At 36.1% G+C, this 26,222-nt stretch carries 17 protein-coding genes; 14 read left to right on the top strand and 3 right to left on the bottom strand.

What is annotated here, in order from left to right; all coding sequences use genetic code 11:
• Positions 1 to 15: 15 nt before the first annotated feature.
• Positions 16 to 987 carry a sugar phosphate isomerase/epimerase family protein gene (locus YQ22_RS05090; RefSeq protein ID WP_071340318.1) on the bottom strand — a complete coding sequence of 324 codons (972 nt, stop codon included), beginning with the start codon at positions 985 to 987 and terminating at the stop codon, positions 16 to 18.
• A 206-nt stretch (positions 988 to 1,193) separates the two neighbouring features.
• Between YQ22_RS05090 and YQ22_RS05095 the strand changes: the two genes are divergently transcribed.
• The 6 genes from YQ22_RS05095 to YQ22_RS05120 all read left to right on the top strand — a co-directional run bounded on the left by YQ22_RS05095 (position 1,194) and on the right by YQ22_RS05120 (position 12,379).
• Positions 1,194 to 3,512: a chondroitinase-B domain-containing protein gene (locus YQ22_RS05095; protein ID WP_071340319.1), complete on the top strand. Its 2,319-nt coding sequence runs from the start codon at positions 1,194 to 1,196 to the stop codon at positions 3,510 to 3,512.
• Between the two features lie 11 nt (positions 3,513 to 3,523).
• Positions 3,524 to 5,749, top strand: coding sequence for a heparinase II/III family protein (locus tag YQ22_RS05100; protein ID WP_071340320.1), 2,226 nt, complete (start codon positions 3,524 to 3,526; stop codon positions 5,747 to 5,749).
• Between the two features lie 248 nt (positions 5,750 to 5,997).
• Positions 5,998 to 8,331, top strand: coding sequence for a chondroitinase-B domain-containing protein (locus YQ22_RS05105; RefSeq protein ID WP_071340321.1), 2,334 nt, complete (start codon positions 5,998 to 6,000; stop codon positions 8,329 to 8,331).
• 8 nt (positions 8,332 to 8,339) lie between these two features.
• A complete protein-coding gene (locus YQ22_RS05110) occupies positions 8,340 to 10,571 on the top strand; it encodes an alginate lyase family protein (RefSeq protein ID WP_071340322.1) in 2,232 nt (743 codons plus the stop codon).
• Positions 10,572 to 10,586: 15 nt separating this feature from the next.
• A complete protein-coding gene (locus YQ22_RS05115; RefSeq protein WP_058105197.1) occupies positions 10,587 to 10,961 on the top strand; it encodes a cupin domain-containing protein in 375 nt (124 codons plus the stop codon).
• Positions 10,962 to 11,128: 167 nt separating this feature from the next.
• Positions 11,129 to 12,379, top strand: a complete 1,251-nt coding sequence (locus YQ22_RS05120; protein ID WP_083414194.1) for an Nramp family divalent metal transporter — start codon at positions 11,129 to 11,131, stop codon at positions 12,377 to 12,379.
• 103 nt (positions 12,380 to 12,482) lie between these two features.
• Here the strand turns inward: YQ22_RS05120 and YQ22_RS05125 are convergent, their stop codons facing one another.
• A complete protein-coding gene (locus tag YQ22_RS05125; RefSeq protein ID WP_071342507.1) occupies positions 12,483 to 13,583 on the bottom strand; it encodes a type I phosphomannose isomerase catalytic subunit in 1,101 nt (366 codons plus the stop codon).
• Positions 13,584 to 14,178: 595 nt separating this feature from the next.
• Between YQ22_RS05125 and YQ22_RS05130 the strand changes: the two genes are divergently transcribed.
• The 5 genes from YQ22_RS05130 to YQ22_RS05150 all read left to right on the top strand — a co-directional run bounded on the left by YQ22_RS05130 (position 14,179) and on the right by YQ22_RS05150 (position 21,894).
• Positions 14,179 to 17,214, top strand: a complete 3,036-nt coding sequence (locus YQ22_RS05130) for a SusC/RagA family TonB-linked outer membrane protein (protein WP_071340323.1) — start codon at positions 14,179 to 14,181, stop codon at positions 17,212 to 17,214.
• Between the two features lie 26 nt (positions 17,215 to 17,240).
• The gene (locus YQ22_RS05135) at positions 17,241 to 18,770 is read left to right on the top strand and encodes a RagB/SusD family nutrient uptake outer membrane protein (RefSeq protein WP_071340324.1); all 1,530 of its coding nucleotides are present in this window, start codon (positions 17,241 to 17,243) and stop codon (positions 18,768 to 18,770) included.
• Between the two features lie 207 nt (positions 18,771 to 18,977).
• On the top strand, positions 18,978 to 19,679 hold the full coding sequence (locus YQ22_RS05140) for a FadR/GntR family transcriptional regulator (RefSeq protein ID WP_058105191.1): 702 nt from the start codon (positions 18,978 to 18,980) through the stop codon (positions 19,677 to 19,679).
• A 118-nt stretch (positions 19,680 to 19,797) separates the two neighbouring features.
• Positions 19,798 to 21,099, top strand: coding sequence for an MFS transporter (locus tag YQ22_RS05145; protein ID WP_071340325.1), 1,302 nt, complete (start codon positions 19,798 to 19,800; stop codon positions 21,097 to 21,099).
• A gap of 33 nt (positions 21,100 to 21,132) precedes the next feature.
• On the top strand, positions 21,133 to 21,894 hold the full coding sequence (locus YQ22_RS05150; RefSeq protein WP_058105189.1) for an SDR family NAD(P)-dependent oxidoreductase: 762 nt from the start codon (positions 21,133 to 21,135) through the stop codon (positions 21,892 to 21,894).
• 52 nt (positions 21,895 to 21,946) lie between these two features.
• Here the strand turns inward: YQ22_RS05150 and YQ22_RS05155 are convergent, their stop codons facing one another.
• The gene (locus tag YQ22_RS05155) at positions 21,947 to 22,963 is read right to left on the bottom strand and encodes a LacI family DNA-binding transcriptional regulator (RefSeq protein WP_058105188.1); all 1,017 of its coding nucleotides are present in this window, start codon (positions 22,961 to 22,963) and stop codon (positions 21,947 to 21,949) included.
• A 150-nt stretch (positions 22,964 to 23,113) separates the two neighbouring features.
• Between YQ22_RS05155 and YQ22_RS05160 the strand changes: the two genes are divergently transcribed.
• Genes YQ22_RS05160 through YQ22_RS05170 form a run of 3 tightly spaced genes read left to right on the top strand, consistent with a single transcriptional unit; the run spans position 23,114 to position 26,095 of the window.
• The gene (locus YQ22_RS05160) at positions 23,114 to 24,160 is read left to right on the top strand and encodes a sugar kinase (protein ID WP_058105187.1); all 1,047 of its coding nucleotides are present in this window, start codon (positions 23,114 to 23,116) and stop codon (positions 24,158 to 24,160) included.
• Positions 24,161 to 24,196: 36 nt separating this feature from the next.
• Positions 24,197 to 25,417 carry a 6-phosphofructokinase gene (locus YQ22_RS05165; RefSeq protein ID WP_071340326.1) on the top strand — a complete coding sequence of 407 codons (1,221 nt, stop codon included), beginning with the start codon at positions 24,197 to 24,199 and terminating at the stop codon, positions 25,415 to 25,417.
• A 9-nt stretch (positions 25,418 to 25,426) separates the two neighbouring features.
• Positions 25,427 to 26,095 (top strand): bifunctional 4-hydroxy-2-oxoglutarate aldolase/2-dehydro-3-deoxy-phosphogluconate aldolase, encoded by a 669-nt coding sequence (locus tag YQ22_RS05170; protein ID WP_071340327.1) that lies wholly within the window; start codon positions 25,427 to 25,429, stop codon positions 26,093 to 26,095.
• Positions 26,096 to 26,222: the final 127 nt, after the last annotated feature.

Raw genomic sequence — 26,222 nt, forward strand, 5'->3', positions numbered from 1 at the left:
GCTTCTTCAATAATTTTAATATTCCGCCTTTTTCCATGCTTCTTTGATAAAGGTTAAATCCTTTTTCATTTTAGCGAATACTTCTTTTTTATCCATTTTTATGGTTGTTGCACCATGTTCCGCACCACCAAGATCATATTCTAAATGCAATGACATAGGCACCTTAATTTTATACTTTTTTAGTATAGAGAAATAATGTACAAAATCTACCATTCCCTCTCCTAAAGGGGTATTGATCGGCTGCCATACACCATCTTTTAGACCCCACTTAAAATCTTTGATGACCAAAGATTTTATAAATGGCCGAATACGCCTTAAATCTAACTCCCAACTTTTACCTCCTTCTACTATGGCATGCCTAATATCATACTGACAACCGAGAAAATTAGTATCTGACTTGGCAAAAATAGGTGGCAGATCCCAAATTGGGGCACCTACATGATTACCCGCATGGTTTTGATAACAACCAACCAAACGTAATTGTTTATTTACATCTGCCAATTTCTTCGCTTGATCAGCAAACTCCTCCATACTTTCATCTATGGTTTTTTCCTCAGGATAAGATAACCAACCGGTACGATAATGTGTAAAACCTAATTGACTTGCGGTCTGTAATACATTCAACTCATTTGGTTGTAAAATATCCCAAACGTTAGTGGTCATCATTTGTGGTTTTAAACCGTACTTCTTCATTGCTTCTACTACGCGAGGCAAATCGTTTTTAACATTATCTGGCAATACATGACCTTTTGGACGTACGGTTACATCCAATCCGTTAAATCCTATTTCTGCCGCCTGTGCAGACATTTCATTGTAATCCAAAAATTGTAAATGTTTGGAGAACAGATTGATTTCCAATTCGTCTTCACTCGTAGCTAATGATGGAAAAAAAGAATTATTTACATGTAGTAACGGTATGCCTGCCAAGGCACTAGCAGATTTTTTCGCGAATTCTCTTCTTGATATCGATTTATTATCATTTCTCATTTTTACCCACTTAAAATTATTTTACTGCCAGTTTTAATGTTAAAAATTTGGAGGTCTTACAAATATATGTATTTTTGGTCAACCAAACTGGTTAACCAGTTTTGATAAATTGACCTATTTTTTGACGATTAAATCTAATGTCAAATCACAACTAATAACATACACCTGTCACATTACATTTATAGAACAAGATTAACTCCGTTATAATGAAAAAGTACTTTACACTATTAACTGCCGTCTTACTCCTAATTTCTTGCGGTAAAAAGACCAACGTAAATAATATTACCGTAAAGGATATCAGTGAGCTAAATACGGCATTAGCAAATGCAAAACCTGGTGATGAAATTGTTATGACCAATGGTGATTGGAAAAATGTAAACATCAAATTTGTAGCCTACGGCAACGAACAGAACCCTATCACCTTAAAAGCCGAAACCCCCGGAAAGGTTAAAATCACAGGAACATCTGACCTTAAAATTGGTGGTGAATATCTTATTGTAGATGGTTTACATTTTATTAATGGAGCTTCTCCAACAGATGCCGTTATAGATTTTGGTATTGATCAAGATACAGTAGCCAATCACAGCAAAGTAATCAATAGCGCTATAACCGATTTTAATAAGGCGCAAAGGAACATGACGGATTTATGGGTTCGTTTTAGAGGAAGACATAATGAGCTTGACCATTGCTATATTGCAGGAAAATCAAATAGAGGACCAACAGTTAGAATAGATTTAGCAGGAAACAACAGTATCAAAAATTATCATAAGATCACCAACAATTATTTTGGACCCAGACCTCCAAAAGGTGGTCCCAGTGCAGAGACCATTCAACTAGGCAATAGTTTTACATCTATGGCTCCTAGCCATACCTTGGTAGCCAACAACTTTTTTGATCATTGTAATGGCGAGGTAGAGGTTATCTCTAGCAAAACAAATTTCAATGAATTTAGAAACAATGTATTTTATAAAAGTGAAGGATCATTGGTTACCAGACATGGTAATTACTGTATTGTAGATGGTAATATTTTTATTGGTGATGAAAAATCTGAACAAATTGGTGGAGTAAGGCTAATTGGTACGGGTCATTGGGTGACCAATAACTACTTTTATAACTTGAACGGACAAACGTTTAGAAGCCCATTGGCTGTTATGAACGGAATTCCTAAATCTCCATTAAATAGATATTTACAGGTTACAGATGTCGTTGTCGCTAATAATTCTTGGGTAAACTGTGTGTCTCCTTGGCAATTTGGCGTAGGATCTAATGTTGACCAAAAAGACATCCTACCAAAATCAGAGATAAGATCGGCAACCCCTATACGTACCATTGTAGCCAATAACCTAATCTATAACGAAACACCGGACAAACAACCTATAGTCACCCATGATTCCATAGATGGTATTTTGTTCAAGAGCAATATGATCAACAACCAAGGCGGCATTTTCAAAACGGTAGATGGACTCATACAAGAAGAAATTGCTATGACCGTTGCCAAAGGTGATATATTAATGCCCGAAAAAACAATGCCCGATTTTAAGCTGTACCACGGCTTTGAATTTGATCAGATCAAAACAGATCTTTTTGGTAGTCCCAGAGCTGATCACAACATGGTAGGCGCAGTTGTAGAAAAGCCATCTGACAAAAGTGATATGATGAATATTTCATTATATGGACCAGATTGGTACAACAAAGACACCGCTAAAAACTCCTTGACCAGAACACATACCGCTGCCAACACAACAGCACTTATAAGCGCTTTGTCTTCTGCAAATAGTGGGGATACCATTGTACTATCTGCCGATCGTTATGAGATAAATTCCCCCTTAAAAATCAATAAAAAAATAGTTATTACCGGTCCTTCAAACAACTCAAAGACCACCATACAATATAGTGGAGCATCTAAATCTCCTGCTTTTGAAATGCACCCAAAAGGCGAACTTATGCTTAGAAATGTTCATTTAAATGGTCAAAAAGAACAATACGCTTTTGCTAGTTTAAAAGAAAGCATGTCCAGCTTATACAATCTTACTGTTGAAAACTGTATTATTTCTGACTTTGATTACGTTCTAAAAGCCTATAAATACTCCTTCTCAGAACATATCACTTTTGAATCTACATCGGTATTAAACTGTTCAAACGGACTTGAACTATCTGAAGAAACTGAAGACAAAGGAGAATACAATGCAGAAAACATAACCATTAACAACAGCACATTTGATGGTGTAACCAGCAATGTGATCGACTATTATAGAGGTGGCTATGATGAATCTACCGTTGGCGGTAATCTAATCGTTACCAATAGCACTTTTACGCATTGTGGCTCAAAAGCTGAAGAAGGATTACTACTGAATACCTACGGGATTATCAATGTACACCTTAAAAACAATGAGTTTATAGATAATCCTGTAAAACTTGTTGCACGTCTTTGGGGAGCCAAAAACAATAATGCTTCTGGTAATGAAATTAAAAATTCAGGAGAATTGGTGGTACAAGAGAATTTGCCATTAAAACTAATGTATTAACATATTAAAACATGAAAAATACGGCAGCCCTTTTCCTGATAGGATTTTCCACAATGCTATGTGCTCAACATATTTCCTCAGATAGCGTTTTAGGTGTAAATGAACTTGCTACTGTTCTTAAACCCGAGACAAAAGCTGAGTTTTCTGAAGAAAACAACATTACGGATAAACAGTTGGCAGCCTATTTTAGAAGAAAGTTTACAGAACGTTTTTTCTATGATTACCACACTGTTGATAATAGACTAGCCCTTTACAATGAGAAGTATCATAATTTTGAAGATCATAAGAACAGAGCACAAGACCATATCTCAAAATACGCTGATTCTACCCAATGGGTTTTGCCTTTTAATTATTTAAACGGAGATAAAGTAAATGCTTACGCGCTACGCCATTTAGCCAGACAGCACAAAATGGCAGATATTATTCTCACCTATTTTAATGAGGATAGAGACCCAAAACACATTCAATATTTTGAAACTCAAATGCGCTCCTTAAATACCGCCCTTGAAAGTGGAGATTATGAAAAAATTGAAGATGGTAACGGAGTGTATGAGGTATTTAGATCCGGGTATAGAATACTGAATTGGTTGTGGATCCATAATTTAATCTTGAACGAAGCCGAATATTCAGACAGGGACCAATTAACCACAATAGCTACCCTTTTACAACACGGGCAACACCTTTACGAAAGAAACCAAGAGTTTCAACCAGGTAACCATCAAACAAGAGGTATGTCGGCTTTGGCAATGTTATCTATTTTATTGAGGGATTTTGAAGGTACAGAGTTGTGGTACAACGCAGCAATGCAGCGCCTTAGTGAGCATTTGGATAAGGAAATCAATGATGATGGGTTTCAATTTGAACGTTCTGTTCATTACCATATGAGCGACATCAATAATTACTATTACGTATACCAATTAGCTAAGATTAACAACATAACTATTGATACATCTTGGAAGAACAAGCTTGAGGGCTTATTCTCTACATTGGCAAAAATAGCTTACCCAGATAAAAGTGCACCTGTATTACAAGACGATACTGAAATTCCTTGGGCAGAAACCAATGATATATCAAAGGTTATGACCCTTGGATATTTATTATTTGAAGATCCTGAATTTGGGTATTTTGCCTCGGATAATGTAGATGACAGAATGTATTGGTTCTTAAATCAAGATCAGCTGCATCTATTGCAAAATATTGAACGTAAGAAACCTTCTTATGGATCTCTTGCACTAACGGACACTCACTATTACATTATGCGTGAAGGATGGAATGCAAATGATAAAATGATGATGATTAGTGCCGGACTGGACAAGGACAAGCCAGACCACCAACATGGAGATATGCTAGGCATACAAGCCATGGCAAACGGTCATGCCATTCTACCAAATTATCAGGTTAGATATTCGCTGAAAGATTTTGAATTATTCAAGAACTCCATGGTTAAGAATGTGGCTTTAGTAGATAACGAGCTACAGGGAAAACAATGGACTTCTAACAAAGGCGGTAGTGGTTTTGGCAAATTTGGTAATTTGCCAAAACCAACCGTTATTAATTGGACCACGCACAAAGATTATGATCTGTTCATTGGAAAGCATGATGGTTTTGACAATGTAGGTGTTAGTTACTCAAGACAGGTCATCTCTGTAAAAAATGATTTTTGGATCGTGAAAGACAACTTTTCCTCTGATCAAGAACATGAGTACAAACAAGTTTGGCAAGGACATTATACAAATGAAAATGGATCCAATCTTTTACGGGCTACCGCACCGGACGCTAGCGGACATGACATCTTACAATTATATGCCACAGATACCGTAATCACTTCTGGCAGCAGAGGGAAAAATTGGTCTCAAGTTTCTAAATTGAATGAGAAGAATTTTAGCTTTCTAACCCTTATATATCCGTACAAAGGCTATGACAACAGAATTGATGAGACTAGTGAAACGTTAAATTTGAACAAATGGAACATAAACGCATCTCTTTCCAAAATTCAAAATGCAGGCTATACCATCATCAGCAAAGAAAACATGGCTTATTTCTTTAATGCAAATAATATCTTGTTCAAAGAACTGAGCGTGAGAACTTCCAAAAATGCGGATTTTATCATTCAAAAAGTTGGAAATACATATCGAATCACTTCTACTAGTGCGGATGAAAACTCTTTTACGGTTTCAAAATTAAAATCTCCTGAAGAAACCAAAACCCTACTACCAGGGGAAACTTGGGAATTATAATAGCATCGCCCCTCTACAACAACCCTATTCAACCAATTTACAATAAGGCATTTAGTGAACAAATTTTATTGGAGAAATCACAAAAATCAGCGACCGAATTTCAAAATTTAAATATTACGAAATTGGTAATTGTCCAAGGCATAAATTATCAAAACATAATTAAAAACACCTATAATATGTTAAATATTTGCCAGTCTTACAAATATCCTTATTTTTGGTAAACCAATTTGGTTAACCAGTTTTGCTTTATGAAACCTCATCATCTATTATTTTCAGTTTTATGTCTTTGTTTGGTATTCTCCTTTACGCCAAGCCCATCCTCTAACCTGGTGCATACCGTAGAAGAGTTTGAAGCTAAACTAAAACAAGTACAACCTGGAGATAGTATTGTACTCGCTAATGGTGTATGGACAGATGCTGAATTACTTTTTGAAGCCAACGGTACGGCAGAAAACCCCATAACACTTACTGTTGAAGAAATGGGCAAAGTCATTCTATCCGGTGAATCTAACCTAAGAATTGCCGGAGATCATTTAATTGTCAAGGGCTTGGTTTTTAAAAATGGCCACACCCCTACCAATGCTGTAATTTCATTTAGAAAGAGTAGGGAAAAAATGGCAAATAATTGCCGGTTAACCGAATGTGTAATCGATAACTACAACAACCCAGAACGTCAAGTACAAGACTATTGGATCACCATTTTCGGAAAAAACAATAGAATTGACCACAATCACATTGCAGGAAAAAAGAACTTGGGCGTTACCATGATCGTTGGTTTAGATACTGAAGATAGTAGAGCCAATAACCACCAAATTGACCATAACTATTTTGGACCACGCCCTACGTACGGTAATAACGGAGGCGAGACTTTAAGAATTGGAACCAGCCACCATGCATTGGAAAAATCCAATACATTGGTTGAATCCAATTATTTCGACAGAACTAATGGGGAGCATGAAATTATATCGAACAAGTCTTGTAATAACACGTTCAAGTATAATACTTTCTTTGAATGTACCGGCACATTGACTATGCGCCATGGTAATGAAACCTTAGTGGATGGCAATGTGTTCATAGGAAACAACAAACCTAGCACTGGTGGCATTCGTGTAATCAATGAAAATCAAACCGTTATAAATAACTACCATATTGGCTTAACCGGCTATCGTTTTAGAGGTGCTTTTGTTATGATGAACGGTGTACCAAACTCACCTCCTAATAGATATGTACCTGTTATAGATTCTAAAGTAAACAACAACACATTTGTAAATTGTGATAACATTCTTTTTGGTGCAGGCAGCGACGAAGAAAGAAGTCAGGCTCCAAGGACATCAGAGTTTTCAGAGAACATCATTTATAATGAAAGCAAAAAAGATATTTTCACCATTGATGATGATATTAGCGGCATTACTTTTAAAAATAATATTCTTGGTGAACATTCTGAAACCACTATAGAAGAAGGGTTTAAAAATGCCAAAATTAAACTGGTAAAAGACGATAATGGATTATTGATTCCTACTTCTAATAAAATCAAATCGAAAGTATCTATCAGTCCTAAAATTGCAACTAAAGAAAATACAGGTACAACCTGGTATTCTAAAACTGATAATTACGTGACCTTAAACTCTGGCAACGTGATCAATGTTGAAGCTGGCATTAACACGCTGTACGAGGTGGTAAAAACATCAAAACCTGGTGATATTATTGTATTGGAAGATGGTAGTACTTATTTACTGACCAAAGCGGTTAACATTAACCATCCACTTACTTTTAAAACACTAGGTAATGAAAAAGCAACTATTCTCTTTGAAAGAATGATGGCTTTTGAAATACAGAACGGTGGTAGTCTATCATTGGAGAACATCACTTTTGACGGCACAAAATCTCCGGATTACGCAGGTAACGCTGTAATAAGTACCAGCAAAACCAGTATGATAGATAATTACAAACTGTTTATAGAAAAGTGTGAATTCAAAGATATGGTTGTCAACCACTCGTTTGATGTACTGCGTGTTTCTAAAGGAACTTTTGCCGATACCATTAGCATAAAGAACTCTAGCTTTAAGAATATTTCTGGAAGTATTGCCGCATTGGACAAAGAAACAGATGACATTGGCGCATATAATGTAGAGTATTTTATAATGAAAAATAACGCTATAAATGATTTACAGGGCGCTGCATTACGATTATACAGAGGCGGTAAAGATGAAAGTACTTTTGGTCCGTTCTTAGAAGTTGAACACAACGTTTTTGACCATGTAGGTTATGGCAAAAAGAACAAATATGACGCTACCCTTTCATTATACGGCGTGCAGGAAATTGATATCAAGAACAATATTTTTAAGGATAGTAAAGCCATAAACATGCATTTGGTAGTTGGTGAACCTATTGTAAAAGTTCTCAACAACGCTTTAAGCAATTCAGAAAAACTGATCGTTACCGGAGATCAAAAATACCAAGTAGAAAATCAGTGGCAACTTACCCCTGATTTTAAAGAAAGTAGCAATTATTCATTAACTACAGACTCCCCTTTAAAAGGTAAAGGTACCGATGGCAAAGACTTAGGTCTTATTAAAAATTAACAACAAGAATGACCAAAAACTTAACAACGATACAAGTAATTATTTGCTGCATTTTTCTTTGTTTCAGCACTATGGCCCAAGAGCACCCCAGCTTGATTCTGACCAAAGCCGGCGTTCAAAATATACGGGCAGAACTGGGTAACGTTCCCCTCTTTGATGCATCGCTAGAAAAGTTAAAACAAGAGGTTGATGCAGAGATTGCACTAGGTATTGACACTCCGGTGCCACAAGATTATTCCGGTGGTTACACACATGAACGTCATAAACGTAATATGGTGGTCATGCAGCAAGCAGGTGTTCTCTATCAAATTTTAGATGATGCAAAGTATGCCAAATATGTAAAAGACATGCTTATGCAATATGAAGCAATGTACAAGACCTTACCCTTACACCCTAAAACAAGGTCGTACGCAAGAGGTAAATTATTTTGGCAATGTTTAAATGATTCCAATTGGCTGGTCTATGTTAGTCAGGCTTATGATTGCATTTATGATTATTTGGATAAAGCCGAAAGAAAGAAACTTGAAAAAAATCTTTTTAGACCTTTTGCCGATCATATATCCGTAGATAGTCCGCAATTCTATCAAAGAGTACACAACCATAGCACGTGGGGTAATGCCGCCGTAGGTATGATAGGCTTGGTCATGAACGATAAAGAATTGATTGATCGCGCCTTATATGGCATAAAAGGGGTCAGTTTAGATAAGACAGCAAAAGATGATGATGGCGGTTTCTTAAATAAGGATGGTAAGGCAGGATTTTTAGCAAACATAGAAGAACCATTTTCCCCGGATGGCTATTATAACGAAGGTCCATATTATCAACGTTATGCCATGTATCCATTTCTAATTTTTGCGGAAGGATTGCATAATGTAAAACCTGAACTTAAAATTTTTGAATACAAAGACGGTGTACTGTTAAAATCTATAGATGCACTTCTAAATTTATCTGACGCAGACGGTGATTTCTTCCCCCTTAACGACGGTCAAAAAGGAATGTCCTATTATAATAACGCATTGGTTACAGCCGTAGATATTTCATATTATTTTGGCAATCAAGACCCTGGTCTTTTGAGTATTGCCGCTAAACAGAACAAAGTTTTGCTAGATGATACCGGACTTGCCGTTGCCTTAGGTGTTAAGAATGGAAAAGCGGAGCCTTTTGAAAAAAAATCCATCAACCTGTCTGATGGACCAGAAGGCAAACAAGGTGGTGTGGGAATTTTAAGAAGCGATGGATTAGAACTTGTTTTTAAATATGCTTCTCAAGGATCTAGTCACGGTCATTATGATAAACTTTCATATTCTTATTATGAAAATGGAGATGAAGTATTACAGGATTACGGATTGGCACGTTTTGTAAATATTGAACAAAAAGGCGGTGGAAATTATCTAAAAGAGAACAAAACTTGGGCAAAACAAACCGTTGCACATAACACGCTGGTTCAAAATGAACAGTCTCATTACCAAGGAAAATATGATATAGGTAGCAAGTATCACCCAAATTTGTACCTATTTGATAGCTCTCAAGAAGATATTCAAATTGTTAGTGCAACAGAAACAAATGCCTATCCTGGAACAAAAATGCATAGGACCATGGCCATCATTAAACAAGATGGATTTGAAAAACCGTTTATGTTGGATATTCTAAAAGTGACATCGGACAGTACAAACCAATATGACCTTCCATTCTATTATATGGGACAAGTAGTAAAAACCAATGTAGACTATAAAATCCCCAATACCCTTGAACCTTTAGGTGAACGTAACGGATACCAACATTTATGGTTGGAAGGTACCGGAATGACAAATAACGAAAACACAAAGTTCAGTTGGCTGGACAATGGTAGATTTTACACCTTGACATCAGCAACCTCACCAAATGATGAATTAAAATTGGTTAGAATTGGTGCCAACGATTCAGAATTTAATTTAAGGAGAGAAGCAGGTGTAATTTTACGTAGAAAAGACATCAATAATACATTGTTTGTTTCTACAATTGAATCCCATGGTAGTTATAGTCCGGTTTCGGAATTAGCTATAAACTCTAACAGTAACATCAAAGAATTGAAAGTTGTAGTAGATACCGCAGCATATACTGCAATTGAGATTACAGCTATTAATGACGAAACAAGCCTATTTATTATAGCCAATACAAACAACTCTAAGGAAGCTGAACATAAATTAAAAATTAACGATAAGAATTATGAATGGTCAGGTTCTTATCACTTTAACAAATAATAACAGAAATAGATTATGAAAAGATTTAGTGAAAAATATGTCATTGCAAAAGATATGGAATGGGAAGTTCTTGGTGGCGGAGTATCAAGAAAATTCTTAGGCTATGACAACCAAATTATGATGGTAAGAGTTAAATTCGACAAAGGAGCACTAGGGGCTCCACATCAACATTTTCATACACAGGCTACTTATTGTGTGTCAGGAAAATTCGAATTTGAAATTGACGGTGTAAAGCAAATTGTAGAAGCAGGAGACGGTGTTTATATTGAGCCAAATTTACTTCATAGCGCAGTTTGCCTTGAAGAAGGAGAACTTATTGATACTTTCAGCCCTGTAAGAGAAGATTTCTTAACAGGTGAGGGTCCATCTTACTTTGGTGACAAAAAATAATTAAGATATATATTTCTATTATCGCTACATTTTGCATTGGTTACGCCCCCTTTTTATGACCCTTGCAATAAAGTATCAATATTAAAATTGTTACGAATGTAGTGTACCATTTTAATTCGTTTTCATAGCGATAACGAATTTCAATTTAAAAGCTGAACCAAAAGATAATGGCAACAAACAATTTACCCCTTTTAGGAAAGATAAAACGAAGCCTTAAAAATTTTGGTCCAGCTTTTTTCATTATTGGCTATGTAGTAGGAACAGGAAGCGTAACCTCTATGGTGGTTTCCGGTGCCAAATATGGCCTTAGCCTATCGTGGGCGCTATTACTATCATGCTTTTTTACATATTTTCTTCTTGTAGCCATAAGTAAATTGACCATAGTTTCTGGGGATACCTTAATGTTTAATTTCAAAAAGACATTTGGTAAACCATTAACCATATTTATAATTACTGCCCTACTCGTCTCTATAGTTTCTTCATGTATAGGTGTAATGGGTGTTGTAGCAGAAGTTACCATGGAATGGATTTCGGTAAAAACAGAAATCTCTTTCCTTAACGGTCCTATGGTATCCATTTTCTTTATTGCATTGCTTATTGCTCTTTTCTGGACCGGAAAACACGAAAATTTTATAAAAGCAATGAGTATAATGGTCGGTTTTATGGCGCTAGCCTTCATTATAACCAGTTTTATGGTCGTTAATGAAGCAGGTACCTCTATCACCGAATTTTTTCCGGAACTACCTAAAGGGGATAATAACGGATTAGTTATTGCCGGTATTGTAGGCACCACAATGGCTGGTGTATGTTTAGCCTCTAGAAGTATTTTGGTTCAAGAACAAAATTGGGGTTTAAAGGATTTAAAGACCGAAAATAGAGATGCCATGTCATCTATGATCATGACATTCTTTATTAGTCTTGCCATTATGATCAGTGCTACCGGAACATTATATTTTAAAGGCGCACCGGTAGATGATGCAACTGACATGATGCATGCCTTAGGACCTTGGGCCGGAGATTTTGCCTTAACCCTGTTCACACTAGGTATTATTGGGGCAGGTTTATCTTCCATATTCCCTAACCTACTTCTATTCCCATGGTTAGTGGCAGATTACACCAATACGGAGCGTGACATGAAAAAACCACTGTATAAACTTATAGTTGTTTTAGTGGCATTATCCGGTCTAATTGTTCCTGTTCTAGGCGGTAAACCAGTATGGATCTTAATAGCCTCGCAAGCTTTGAGTCCGTTTGTAATGCCATTGATCACATTGTTTTTACTTATTCTTTTAAATAAAGAAACGGTTATGAAAGAACATAAAATTAGCTTGTGGATGAATCTTGCTTTAGGTGCCACCTTTATTTTCAATTGCTATATGCTTTATGTAGCCTTAAACGGGTTTATTGATTTTATTTAGAATTACATTTATAGGAATAATTTTGATTGCAATAAAAAAAGGCTAACAAATAACTTAATTATTGCAAACCCTTTTTACATCTTCTTAATTAAAAATTACTTTCTTAACTAGGAGGGTAACATAGCAAAATCTTAGATGCTATGGTAGATGAAAATTTCACTTCCTCTATAGCTGCCGAAAAAAATATTTCATCGCCTTGAGCAAAACTATACTCCTTACCTCCACTAATGATCTTACCCTCACCGTAATAAATAACAGCAACAAAAAAATTACCATTAGCTTTTAAGGAATGTTCACCATTTACAGTTAAATCCAATTCACTTAAACCAAAGCAATCTGTATGGCTTTCATTAAATATTGTATTCAGGGTATGTTTATCAGATGAGTCTATTGTCTTTGGAGATACTTTCCACCTTTTCAACGCCTCTTCATAAGAGCAACCATCATAATGAAAACAGTCTAGCATATTTTGCTCACCAACACCTTGGTGTATTAACTCATCAGAAATTGTTAATCCCGCGGGAGTCACTTTTTCTACTCTCATAGTATAATCCGTAGGCTCTTGTACCTCCATTAAAAAACACCCACTACCAATGGCATGTGGCACTCCGCCATAAATCATATAAGCATCACCGGGGTTTACCTCTATTTTATGAAGGCAATCTAGCATACCTTCAATATCTTGGTTTTTAAATAAGATTTCCCATTGTTCTCGGGTCACTCCTTCTTTAAACCCCATGTAAATGACACTCTTTTCGCCATTTATTTCACGTTTGTTCAATACATACCAAGATTCTGTTTTTCCAAAAGCGGAGTCTAACATGGTTTTAGCATAGTCTTTATCCGGGTGTACCTGTATGGTTAATCGCTCCTTTGAGTCCAACATTTTTATCAGCACACCGGTAGTGCCAAATTTATCCGCCAAAGCCTTACCTAAATAAAGTTCTTTGTTAGACGCTACCAATTCCTTTAAAGAATAAGTTCCAGAAGGTGTTTGGACCATAGATAGACCTTCATTTTCAGGTCTACCCTTACCCCTAGCCGTCACAGTTGACATTATCCACTCCTCTGGCATGCTACCATCAACCTCTGGAGAATCTTTTTTCCATTTATCGATTAAGGCGCCACCTTCATATGTTCTCCAAACCCTGTTTGAAAATTGTTTTAACGGTATATAAGCATATTGCTGAAAATCGGTATTCATATTCATGTTTTAATATGTGTTTAGAAAAATCAAAAAGACCTATGAAAATCAAATATTTTGAATTCAAAGATCATTATTAAAAAGTAAAAACAATTGAAATTTCAGTGTAGAAAACCGTTCAAATTTAAGAATTAAAATACAGATTTTAGATAAAAAACTAGCATTAATGGATTCAAAAATCATTATCTCAAAAATGTTGGCATTTGTTAATTAAATACCAAATCCTCATTATTACATAGGGTTTACAGCAGATTTAGAAAAATTAAGTTACCCCACAGATGTTAAAATGTAAATTTCTCTTTTTTGAACGATTAAATAACATATATTTGGTAAACCAAATTGGATAACCAGTTTGGAAAACCAAAATTTTCAACATTACTCAACTTAAATTAGAACTCAAACTTCAATTAATTAAATGACAAAAATTAAGATTAACAACGAGATTACCCCTTAGTTCCACATTAGAACTATGTAATGATTTACCACTGTATGCTATAAGCAAGAAGAATTAAAGATCAATCTAGGTCAAACAGTGATTAAATGACTTAATCAGGCTTAAAACAAGTCGAACTTAAATTAACATAACAAGACAAAAATGAATTTAAAAACGAAATTAGCATTGATAATGATGTTGTTGGTCAACATTTCATTATTCGCACAAGATGGGTACAACCTGACCGGTACGGTTACCGACGAAACAAATATGCCTGTGCCCGGTGCCAATGTTGTTATTCAAAATACAACAACCGGTACTTCTACAGATTTTGATGGTAACTATTCCATTACCGTTAAAAACGGCGATGTTTTAGAGTTTTCTTACATTGGATACGCTAAAAAATCTGTTACTATAAACGGCCAGCAAACGTTAGACGTTGTACTAGCTGAAGATGCAAGTCAACTTGAAGAAGTTGTTGTTGTAGGTTATGGATCTCAGAAAAAAAGTGATATTACAGGTTCTGTTTCATCTGTAAAATCTGAAGAATTAAACGCTTACCCTGTACTGAATGCAGAACAAGCATTGCAAGGTCGTGCAGCTGGTGTTGTTGTACAGTCTAACAATGGTGGTGAGCCAGGTGCTCCTATCAGTATTAAAATTAGAGGTAATACCTCTATTAATGCAAGTAGTTCTCCACTTGTTGTTGTAGATGGTTTTGTTGGCGCTTCTATGCCACAAGCAAATGACATTCAGTCAATGGAAGTTTTAAAAGATGCATCTGCTACCGCCATTTATGGATCAAGAGGTTCTAATGGTGTTATACTGGTAACTACTAAAAAAGGTAGAAGCGGAAAATTATCAATTGAAGCCAACACTACTTATGCCATTCAAAATATCTCTAACAGATTAGATTTATTGAACGCTAGTGAATTTGCCGATTACCAAAATCAAATTAGAACTAACAATGGTGTAGCCACTCCTTATACTCAAGGACCAGCTGATACAGATTGGCAAGATTTGATCTATAGATCGGGTAGCACATCTAATAACCAAGTTTCATTTTCAGGTGGTAGCGAGAAAATTAACTTCTACGCTTCTGCCAACTATTTTAAGCAAGAAGGTATTATTATAGGTTCTGATTTTGAAAGATTAACATTCTTATCTAACGTTGATGCTCAAGTCACGGATAAATTAAAATTAGGTATGAACCTTTTTGGAAGTAGAGGAATTAAAAATGGTTCCGCTACTCAATCAGACGGTTCAGTTTCTGCCGGTGGAGATGATGTGATTACATTAGCTTTAAGATATGCGCCAGACCAGCCTGTATATAACGCAGATGGAACGTACACATTTGGTAATACCGTAGGTGACCCTGTGGACAACCCTTTTGCTGTAGCAACAGAGAGAATAGATGAAACAAAAACTGATAATTTTAGAGCTAACCTATATGCTAACTATGAAATTATAGATGGTCTTAGCTTTAAAAGTACTTTTGGTTTAAGTACAGAAAACCAGACTAGAGGTATATACTTACCTTCATTATTGACCCAGACAGCAGGTGGTGAAAGTGGAAGAGCAATTGTAAATACTGATAGAGAAACAAGTGTTTTAAGTGAAAACTATTTGACTTACAACAAAGAATTTGGAAAAAGTAATTTAACTTTATTAGGAGGTTACTCTTACCAAAAAACGGTTTCAGAAAACTTTTTCTCTGAAGCAACCGGTTTCATCTCTGATGGTTTTTCTTACTATGGCCTAGGTTCTGCAACCAACATATTACAACCAGATTCTTCAATATCGGAAGTAGAAATCCAATCTCAATTTGGTAGATTCAACTATGATTATGATGATAAATACTTATTGACTGCAACGCTAAGAAGAGATGGTGCATCTAACTTCTCTGCTAACGAAAAGTATGCTCTTTTCCCTTCTGCAGCTTTAGGGTGGAAAGTTTCCAATGAGAATTTCCTTAAAGACAGTAAAGCTATTTCCAATTTGAAATTTAGAGCTAGTTACGGTGTAACCGGTAACCCATCAATTGGGGCTTACGAATCTTTATCAAGACTTGAAACTCTTTATGCTTCAAGTAACGGACAAACTGTTAGCGCCGTAACACCGGAACAACCAGAAAATCCTAATTTGAAATGGGAATCTTCGTATCAAACAAACTTTGGTATTGACCTAGGTTTAGTCAACAATAGAATATCCATGTCATTGGATTACTATAACATTGACACTAAAGATTTGATATTAACGGATAATAGTATCACCGAATACTTAGGGTTCTCAGGTGATGATATTCTAGCTAATGTTGGGGAAATAAACAACAGAGGACTTGAAATTGCTTTAAGCACAAAAAATATTCTTAAAGAAGACTTTAGATGGACAACTGACTTTAACATTGCCTTCAATAAAAATGAAGTAGTTAGCTTAGTTAACGATGCTGATTTGTTTTTTGATGCAACACCAAGTTATTTTAGCCATGATAGAAGTTATATCTTAAGAGTTGGCGAAGAAGTAGGTCTTTTCTGGGGTTATGAATATGCTGGCGTATACAAAGGCGGTACAGCACCAGATGGCACACAAACTTTATCTGGTGGTGTAGCAGGTGATCCATTATTTGTTGATGTAGATGGAAGTGGTGACATTACAGAAGCAGATAGAACAACGATAGGTAACCCTAACCCTGATTTCACATGGGGTTTCACTAACAATTTTACATACAGAAACTTAGATTTAAGCATTTTCTTCCAAGGTTCTCAAGGTGGTGACATCTTTAACTTGACCAATGTTCAGTTAACAAACGGTGATGCAAATACTACAAGAGCATATTACAATAGCGCTTGGACACCAACCAATACAGACACAAACACTCCGCGTGTAGGTAATAACAGTAACAGAGAAATTTCTTCTCGTTTTGTGGAAGACGGTAGTTATGTAAGACTTAAGAATATTTCTTTAGGCTATACAGTTCCTTCTGAAGTTTCAGAAAAGTTAGGTCTTGATAACCTAAGAGTATCTTTAAGTGGACAAAATCTATTGACCTTTACAGATTATTCTGGTTTAGATCCAGAAGTTAGTTACTACGGTTCTGGTGGTAACAATAATACTTCTGCTAACACTGCTCAAGGTTTTGACTTTGGTAACTACCCAACAGTAAAAACTGTTACAATGAGCCTTAATTTAAAGTTTTAATAACGAATTAATTTAAAATAAGAAAAATGAAAATATTTAAATTATTACTATTATTGGTAGGTTTATCAATAATGGGCTGTTCAGATCTAGAAGAAGAGCCTGTAGGTATATTATCAGCAGAAGGTTTCTTTGAAACTCCTGCGAATATACAAACGGCAGTAGATGGTTCGTTAACACATGCTATAAACGAGAAGTTCTGGGGAAGAAAATTGTCTATTGCGTTAATGTTACGATCAGACATGGTTAGTCTTGCCTCTAATGAAACAAGAAGAGTTGAAATGAATGAATTCACTACTCTTGCAAGTAACGGTATGATCAGTGAATTTTGGCCAAGAACTTACCAAGGTATTGCCGCTGCAAATGCTGCAATTGCAGGTGCTGAAGATGTAGATGTAGATGATTCCATAAAAAACCCGATAACTGCACAAGCTTATTTTGCAAGAGCATTCTACTATTTTCACTTAGTACGCCTTTTTGGAGATGTTCCTTATATTGATGCTCCTGTTACTGATTTTGACGCTGCTACATCAATCAGTAGAACACCAGCTGCGGAAGTATATGAAAATATTATTTCAGATTTAGAGTACGCAAAAACATGGTTACCAGCAACGGTGACATCAAGAGCAACACCTTCAAAAGCGGCAGCTAGTTCGTATTTAGCCTTAGTTTATCTTACATTGGAACAATGGCAGAATGCTTACAATGAAGCTCAAGAGGTTATAGACAATGCAGGTACTTATAATTTAGCATTAGAGCCTAATTTTCAAAATCTGTTTAATGCTGATGCTATAGACGCATCTCTTGAACCAATTTTTGCATTGGATTATAACAATTTTGAAGCAGACGATAATGCTTATGATCAAACAGCTCCTATGACCGGTATCAGAGGCGACGATAGAAACCTAGGAGGAGGATGGTCTGTAGCCGTACCAACTTTAGAAGTATATACTACATGGGATGCTGCAGATTACAGAAGAGCGGTTAGTATGGATGACGAAGTATCTATTGGAGGTACTGTTGTTGACTACACTCAGTTTGACATTAGTGGTCATGAATTCGCAAAAAACAACCCTTACATTGCAAAATACACTCGTTTCCCTGGACCATTTGCCCGTGCGAACGCTAGAGCAACTAGCCATAATTATTCTATGATTCGTTATGCCGAAGTATTATTGATTGCAGCAGAAGCGGCAGTAGAATTAGGGGACAATGCAACCGCGTTGAATTATATCAACCAAGTGAGAGCAAGAGCAAGAATGGGCGGAGAAACCCAAACTGGTGCAGGTGTTACCGTAGTGGTTGAGCCTAGTGATGAACCTGCGGATCTTACAGGTACCGTTACAGTTAATGACGTTTTAGAAGAAAGAAGACTTGAATTTGCTTTTGAAGGCATAAGATGGTACGATATCGCTAGAAGAAGAATCGGAAATGAAGTATTTGGAGCATCTGGATTAGAAGGTGAAAAGCCATTTTTCTCTGAAGATGATTATTTACTTCCATTACCTGAAGATGAATTGGAAAGAAACCCTAACCTAACACAGAACCCAGGGTATTAAAATATAGATCATATTAAAGAAGTTGTTTGAGTTGGTTTTTTTTAAAAGATGGCTGGCTTTTTGAGATAGCCAGCCCATCTTTTCCCTTACAACAAAAGAAGTTCTGAACATTAGACCGGCGAAAAATTTGTTTATACAGTTATTTTTTTAAATTTGACAAACCAATCTGGTTAACCAATTTTTTCCGTAACTAAAAAAATGTGAACTATGAAGTTGGAAATCTTAACAAGAAATGAACATAAGGAACTTCACAATACCATTATTGCTAAAATAAGGGATCTCATACTGAACAAGAATCTTGAGCCAGGTGACAAATTGCCTTCTGAGCGCATGCTATCAGAAAAATTTGAAGTAAGTAGAAATAATATTAGAGAAGCTATTCAAAAACTTGAGTTCTATGGCATATTAAAATCTAAACCACAAAGTGGAACTTTCGTTGCAGATATAGGACCAGTTGCCATGAAAGGGATGATGAAAGATATCCTTGCACTAGAGGATCCAGATTTTAAATCATTGGTAGAAACTAGAATATTACTAGAACTTAAAACAGTTAGACTAGCAGCAAAAAGAAGAACTGAAGAAGATTTGGCTAAAATGGAAGCGGCTTTAGAATCTTATAAAGAGAAAGTCTTGAATAATGAAGAGGCCGTGCAAGAAGATTTACTTTTTCATTTAGCTATTGCCCAAGCTTGTGGAAATAGTACTATTAATAGAATGATGTTGATTATTACGCCAGAGATCATCAACAACTTTGAGAAATATCATGTTTGTGATAAAGACCAAGGTCCAAAACGAATTAAAGAGCATCAAAACATTTTTGACGCTATAAAAGAACAGGATACTCAATTAGCAAAACAAATGATGAAAGATCATTTTAATGAGCTATACAAGTATTGTTACAATATTTAAACGGATGATTTAATTTATCCTAATTAACCAGCTGAATGATAATACAAGGATTTTTATATACCAGCATAAAACGTCCACTTATTCTCATCGGTAAGCAATAACCAATAAATAAAGAATTATGAAAGTTAAGGGTTTAAGATGGTGGGTTATCGCTTTGATTGCATTAGCGACTATTATTAATTACATCGACAGACAGTCTATTGGAGTACTTTGGCCAGATATTGCTGAAGACTTATTTCCTGATAGTACCAATGACGAGCGAAAAGAAATTTTCGCAACTATATCGGTAGTATTTATGTTCGCCTATGCATTTGGGCAAGCTATATTCGGAAAAATATTAGATTGGGTAGGTACTCGTATAGGGTTTGCCTTGTCAATTGGAGTTTGGTCTATAGCAACTGCCTTACACGCGCTTGCACAAGGTGTATTAAGTTTCGGTTTCTTCAGAACCATTTTAGGAATCGCCGAAGCTGGTAACTGGCCTGGGGCAGCAAAAGCGAATGCGGAATGGTTTCCCACAAAGGAAAGAGCATTTGCCCAAGGTTTATTTAATTCAGGTGCAGCAGTAGGTGGTATAATTGCAATACCGGCCATTGCCTTTATGACTGTATATTTCAGTTGGCAAATGATTTTTATTATCGTAGGACTAATTGGTCTGTTATGGTTAATTCCTTGGCTAATTTTAGTTAAAGCTCCACCAAAAAAACATCCTTGGATATCAGATGAGGAACGTCACTACATCTTGACCGGTCAACAAAATCAAGATATAGATAATGATGGCACGCCTGATGAAGGATACAACCCAGATACAAAAAAACTACTCTCACATAAACAAAGTTGGGGTGTTATAATAGCTTCAGCTGCAATTGACCCAATATGGTGGTTATTCGTAGTGTGGATTCCAATCTACCTTAACGAAGTATACGGCATGGATGTAAAGACCATTGGTATTTATGGTTGGGTTCCCTATGTAGGAGCAATGCTAGGTGCTTGGTTTGGTGGATTATTTGCCCAAAATCGTTTACAAGCAGGATGGACTGTCGATAAAACTAGAAAAATAATTATCACAATAGGATGTTTAATCATGTTGCCTAGCTTATTGGCCATGGCAAATCCGGGCGGACCAACTACAGCTGTTTTAATAATGGCCCTTATCTTATTTGGTTTCCAAACTGCAATCGGAAATGTTCAAACATTGCCTAGTGATTTTTTTGGAGGCAAAACAATTGGAACTTTATCGGGTATAGCGGGTATGGCTGCTAAATTAACCGCAGCGGCATTAATTTATTTAGTGCCTTGGTTAACATCTGGAGGTAACTATACACCAGCTTTTATCATCGGCGCAACAATGGCTATTATAGCTTTAGCCAGCATCTGGATATTATGCGGTAAAATTGAACCGTTAAATGAAAATAAATAAACTGAATTAAGAATAGATTAAAATAATTATAACATGAGTACAGAAGGAAAAGTAGCAGTAATTACAGGAGCAACTGGAGGAATCGGATTTGCAGTTGCTAAAAGATTAGGACAAGATGGTTACACCGTTATCTTAAATGGAATAGATGACGAAGCTGGTGCCGAAAGAATTAAAGAACTTACTGCAGAAGGTATTACTGCCGAGTACTTAGGATTTGATGTTACCAATGAAGAAGCGGTGGCAAAAAACATTAAAGCAATCGGTGAAAAATATGGTAAAATAGATACATTGGTAAACAACGCTGGTGGTCTAGGTGGTAGATCTCGTTTTGAAGAAATGACAACTGAATTCTATAGAGGTGTTATGGCCTTGAATTTAGATTCAGCTTTCTTTGCTTCTAGAGCTGCAATCCCTTACCTTAAAAAAGGTGAGCACCCATCTATAATCAATTATACCTCTAATGCAGGTTGGACAGCTGGTGGACCAGGTGCTGGTATCTATGGTACGTCTAAAGCAGGAGTTCATGCTTTGACCAGAGCTTTGGCAAAAGATTTAGCTGAATATGGTATTAGAGCAAATGCAGTATCACCTGGTACTATTGACACTCCTTTCCATGCTCAAATTAAAGCTACGAAACCAGAAGTTTTTGCTTCTTGGGCAAATAACATTATGTTAGGTAGATTAGGTCAGCCAGAAGATGTAGCTGGTGTTGTTTCTTTCTTAGCTAGCAAAGATGCAGCTTTCATTACTGCCGAAACTGTACAGATCGGTGGTGGTCAAGCTTTAGGAATTTAATAAAACCTCTGTTTATAATAATAAGGCGTCATTGTATTTACATTGACGCCTTTTATTTTGATGATTCCCTAATGATCAGTTCTGAATTCAATATTAATTTATTCAGTTTTTGTTCAACAACCTCCTTTTCAACGTAACCTAAAAAGGTTTCGGCAGCAAGCCTTCCTATTTGCGCACTATGCTGACTAATACTTGTAATGGTAGGAGTCACCAAAGAAGTAAACGGTTCATTTCCAAAGCCTACCAACTTAATATCTTGGGGCACCCTAATACCTTTTTCCTTTAGAACCTGTAAAGCACCCAATGCGGCATAATCACTTGCTACGTAAACCGCGTCGGGCCTGTTTTTAAGAGATAATAAATTTTCAATTTGCAACCTGCCGTCCTCTAAGGTCAAACCACTTTCTATAAGTAATTCTTCATCTGGTGGCAGATGATGTTTTTTAATAGCATCAACATACCCACGTATTCTATTGTTAAAAATTCTAGTTCTTCTATATCCTCCAATATGTGCTATGCGCTTACAACCTTGCCCCACTAAATGATCTACGATCATATGGCTACTTTGATAATCGTCTATACCAACGTAATCCACATTTAAGTCATTCTCTCCCCTATCAAACAATATTAAAGGAATTCCATTAGATTTTATTTTCTCATAATAAGAAAGATCTACGGTTTCATTCGCCATTGACGCAATTATTCCATCAACTTGGGTATATAAAAGTGCATCGATATTCTTACACTCCTTTTCGAATGATTCGTTAGATTGGGTAATAATTATATTGTATCCGGCTTTATTAAGAACACCTTCCATATTTTCAACTACCGATGAAAAGAAATTACTATTTGTTCTTGGTACAATTACCCCTACCAAATTACTTTTACCTTTTCGTAAGGCACTTGCCAAATGATTTGGTTGGTAATTTAATTCCTTAGCAACTTGCTTTACCGCCTTCTTTGTCTTAACACTAATACGGGTATCGTCATTTAAAGCCTTGGAAACCGCTGCCGTAGAAATATTCAAAACATTGGCAATGTCTTTTAAAGTTGTTCTTTTTTTATTCAATTACTTTATATATATTTGTTTAATCGATTAACCAAAAGTAAGACTTTAATTAAAGTAAACAAAAATTGTCTGTTTTGGTTATTTTTTAGCTCAAGTGGTTAATCGATTAAACAAATGATAATTTAGTACATATTAAACTTAATAGTCAACATGAAAAAAGTAGTAACATTCGGTGAAATCATGCTTCGTTTAGCACCACAAGGATTTTTAAGGTTTTCACAAGCCAATAATTTTGATGTAGTATATGGTGGAGGGGAATCTAACGTAGCTGTTTCATTAGCTAATTATGGTGTTCCTGTAGATTTCGTAACACGTTTACCAAAAAATGACATTGGTGAGTGTGCCATGATGGAAATGCGCAAAAGAGGCGTTGGTGTAGATAAAATAGTATACGGTGGTGATCGTTTAGGTATCTATTTCTTAGAAACCGGTGCGGTATCAAGAGGTAGTAAAGTAGTTTATGATAGAGCTCATTCCGCAATTTCAGAAATAGAATCTGGAATGATCGATTGGGATGCCGTATTCGAAGATGTAGAATGGTTCCACTGGACGGGTATTACACCTGCAATTTCCCAAGGAGCTGCAGATGTTTGCTTAGAAGCTGTTAAAGCTGCAAGTGCAAAAGGAATTACTATTTCTACGGATTTAAATTATAGAGCCAAACTTTGGACATATTGTGACGATGCTCACAGAGAAAAAATAATGGCCGGATTAACTGAATATTGCGATATTATATTAGGTAACGAAGAAGATGCCGAAAAGCACTTTGGTATTCACCCAGAAGGTTTAGATGTACATAAAGATGGTGCTGATGTTAAAGCTGAAGCTTTCTTATCTGTATGTAAGCAAATGATGAAGAAATTCCCTAAAGCTAAAAAAGTGATTACTACTTTAAGAGGTTCTATTTCTGCTTCGCATAATACATGGGCCGGTGTTCTTTGGGATGGAAATAAAATGTACGAAACTCGTCAATACCAAATCACGGATATCGTTGACCGTGTTGGTGGTGGTGATTCTTTTATGGGTGGTTTAATCTACGGATTGTTGAAATACCCAGAAGATGATCAGAATGCTCTTGACTTTGCAGTTGCTGCATCTTGTTTAAAGCATACCATTAAAGGTGATGCCAACCTTGTAACGGTTTCTGAAGTTGAGAAACTTATGGGTGGTGATGCTTCTGGTAGAGTTGCTAGATAATTAGAAAACATCTTTAGATCTTCTAAAAATAAAAAAATGTCGAAAAAATCTGTTTTAATTCTTTGCGGTGGCGGTCCTGCTCCTGGTATAAATACCGTGATCAGTACCGTGGCAAAGGCTTTCTTAAAAGATAATTATCGCGTTTTAGGTTTACATGAAGGTTTTAAAGGAATTTTCGATGAAAATCCGCAGATCAAGGAATTTGATTTCTTCCATGCCGACCGGATTTTTAGTAGGGGTGGCTCAACATTGATAATGAGCCGTTTTAAACCTAAAAACGAAAAACTAAACACTAGCCTTTTTATTGATAATAATGTAAAACTGTTGGTAAGTATAGGTGGTGATGACACTGCTTCTACTGCCAACAGAATTACAGGGTATCTAGAAAAAGAAGGTATCTCAATAGCCAATATTCACGTACCTAAGACTATTGATAACGATTTACCATTACCTGACAGAAACCCAACATTTGGTTTTCATTCTGCTAAAGATGAAGGTGTACGCATAGGCAATACAACTTATGAAGATGCGCGTACCAGCCAAAACTGGTTTGTTATGTCTACCATGGGAAGATCAGCCGGTCATTTGGCATTTGGTATTGCGGCAAGCTGCCATTTTCCAATGATGATCATACCAGAAATGTTTGATCGTACGGCTATCACCTTTGATAAAGTAGTACGCATGGTCATTTCATCCATGATCAAACGTAAAATTGAGAACATTCATTACGGTGTTGCCTTAATTAGTGAAGGAGTGTTTCATAACATGCCAGATTCAGAATTAAAAAAGTGTGATATAAATTTCACCTATGATGACCACGGGCACCCAGAACTAGGTAATGTTAGTAAGGCGCATATTTTCAACATGCTCGTTCAAAAGAAATTAAAAGAACTAGGTATAGATATTAAAAGTAGACCCGTAGAACTGGGTTACGAATTACGCTGTTGTAGACCTATAGGCTTTGACCTAACCTTATGTACGGTATTAGGTCTGGGCGTAAAAAAATTATTTGATGAAGGTAAAAGTGGCTGTATGGTCACTGCAAATTCTAGAGGAGAAATTACACCATTATTCCTATCCGATATTCAAGATGAAAATGGCAAAATAGCTCCTCGTTTGGTCAATATCAATTCTGAGTTGGCGGAACTATGCTTTCAAAATTTATTCTATGTAGGTGAAGATGATTATGAAGATGCAAAAAAATATGTGGACAATCCTTCAGACTACGATTTCAACAAAATTTTAACCGAGAAATAAAAAATTCAAATGGCACAATATTCAAGAATAGAAGTAGCAAATGTAATGAAGGAATCTGGTATGGTACCTTTGTTCTACCACCCAGACATTGAGTTAGGTAAAAAGGTTTTACAAGCTTGTTATGATGGTGGTGCACGTTTAATGGAATTTACCGCTCGTGGCGATTTCGCTTTTGAAGTATTTTCCGAATTGAACAAATACGCTATTAAGAACTTACCAGGTATGATTATGGGTGTAGGTTCTATAACCGATGCAGCTGCAGCATCATACTACATGTCTATAGGTGCAAACTTTATTGTAACTCCATCTTTAAGAGAAGATATTGCTATAGTTTGTAACCGTAGAAAAGTATTATGGTCTCCTGGTTGCGGTTCATTGACCGAAATCAACAAAGCCGAAGAAATGGGCTGTGAGATCGTAAAATTATTCCCTGGTTCTCTTTACGGACCTGGTTTTGTAAAAGGCATTAAAGGACCTCAACCATGGACCAGCATTATGCCTACCGGTGGTGTAAGTACAGATGAGGACAATCTAAAAGGTTGGTTTGATGCAGGGGTTACCTGTGTTGGTATGGGATCAAAATTGATCAGTAAAGACATTTTAAACAATAAAGATTACGCAGGTTTAGAAGCTTTGGTAAAAGAAACCTTGGCTACTATCAAGAAATTAAGATCATAAAGTATAGAGACAGTACCTGAAACATTTTTGTTATTGGGAAAGTCTTTTAAAAGTGCATATTTAAGTTGTTAGTTGGAAAAGGGCATTAAGATCATGGCAATACGCCAGATTTTGTGCCCTTTTTATT

The sequence above is a fragment of the Maribacter sp. 1_2014MBL_MicDiv genome (assembly GCF_001865655.1).
GTDB classification, from domain to species: Bacteria; Bacteroidota; Bacteroidia; order Flavobacteriales; family Flavobacteriaceae; genus Maribacter; species Maribacter dokdonensis.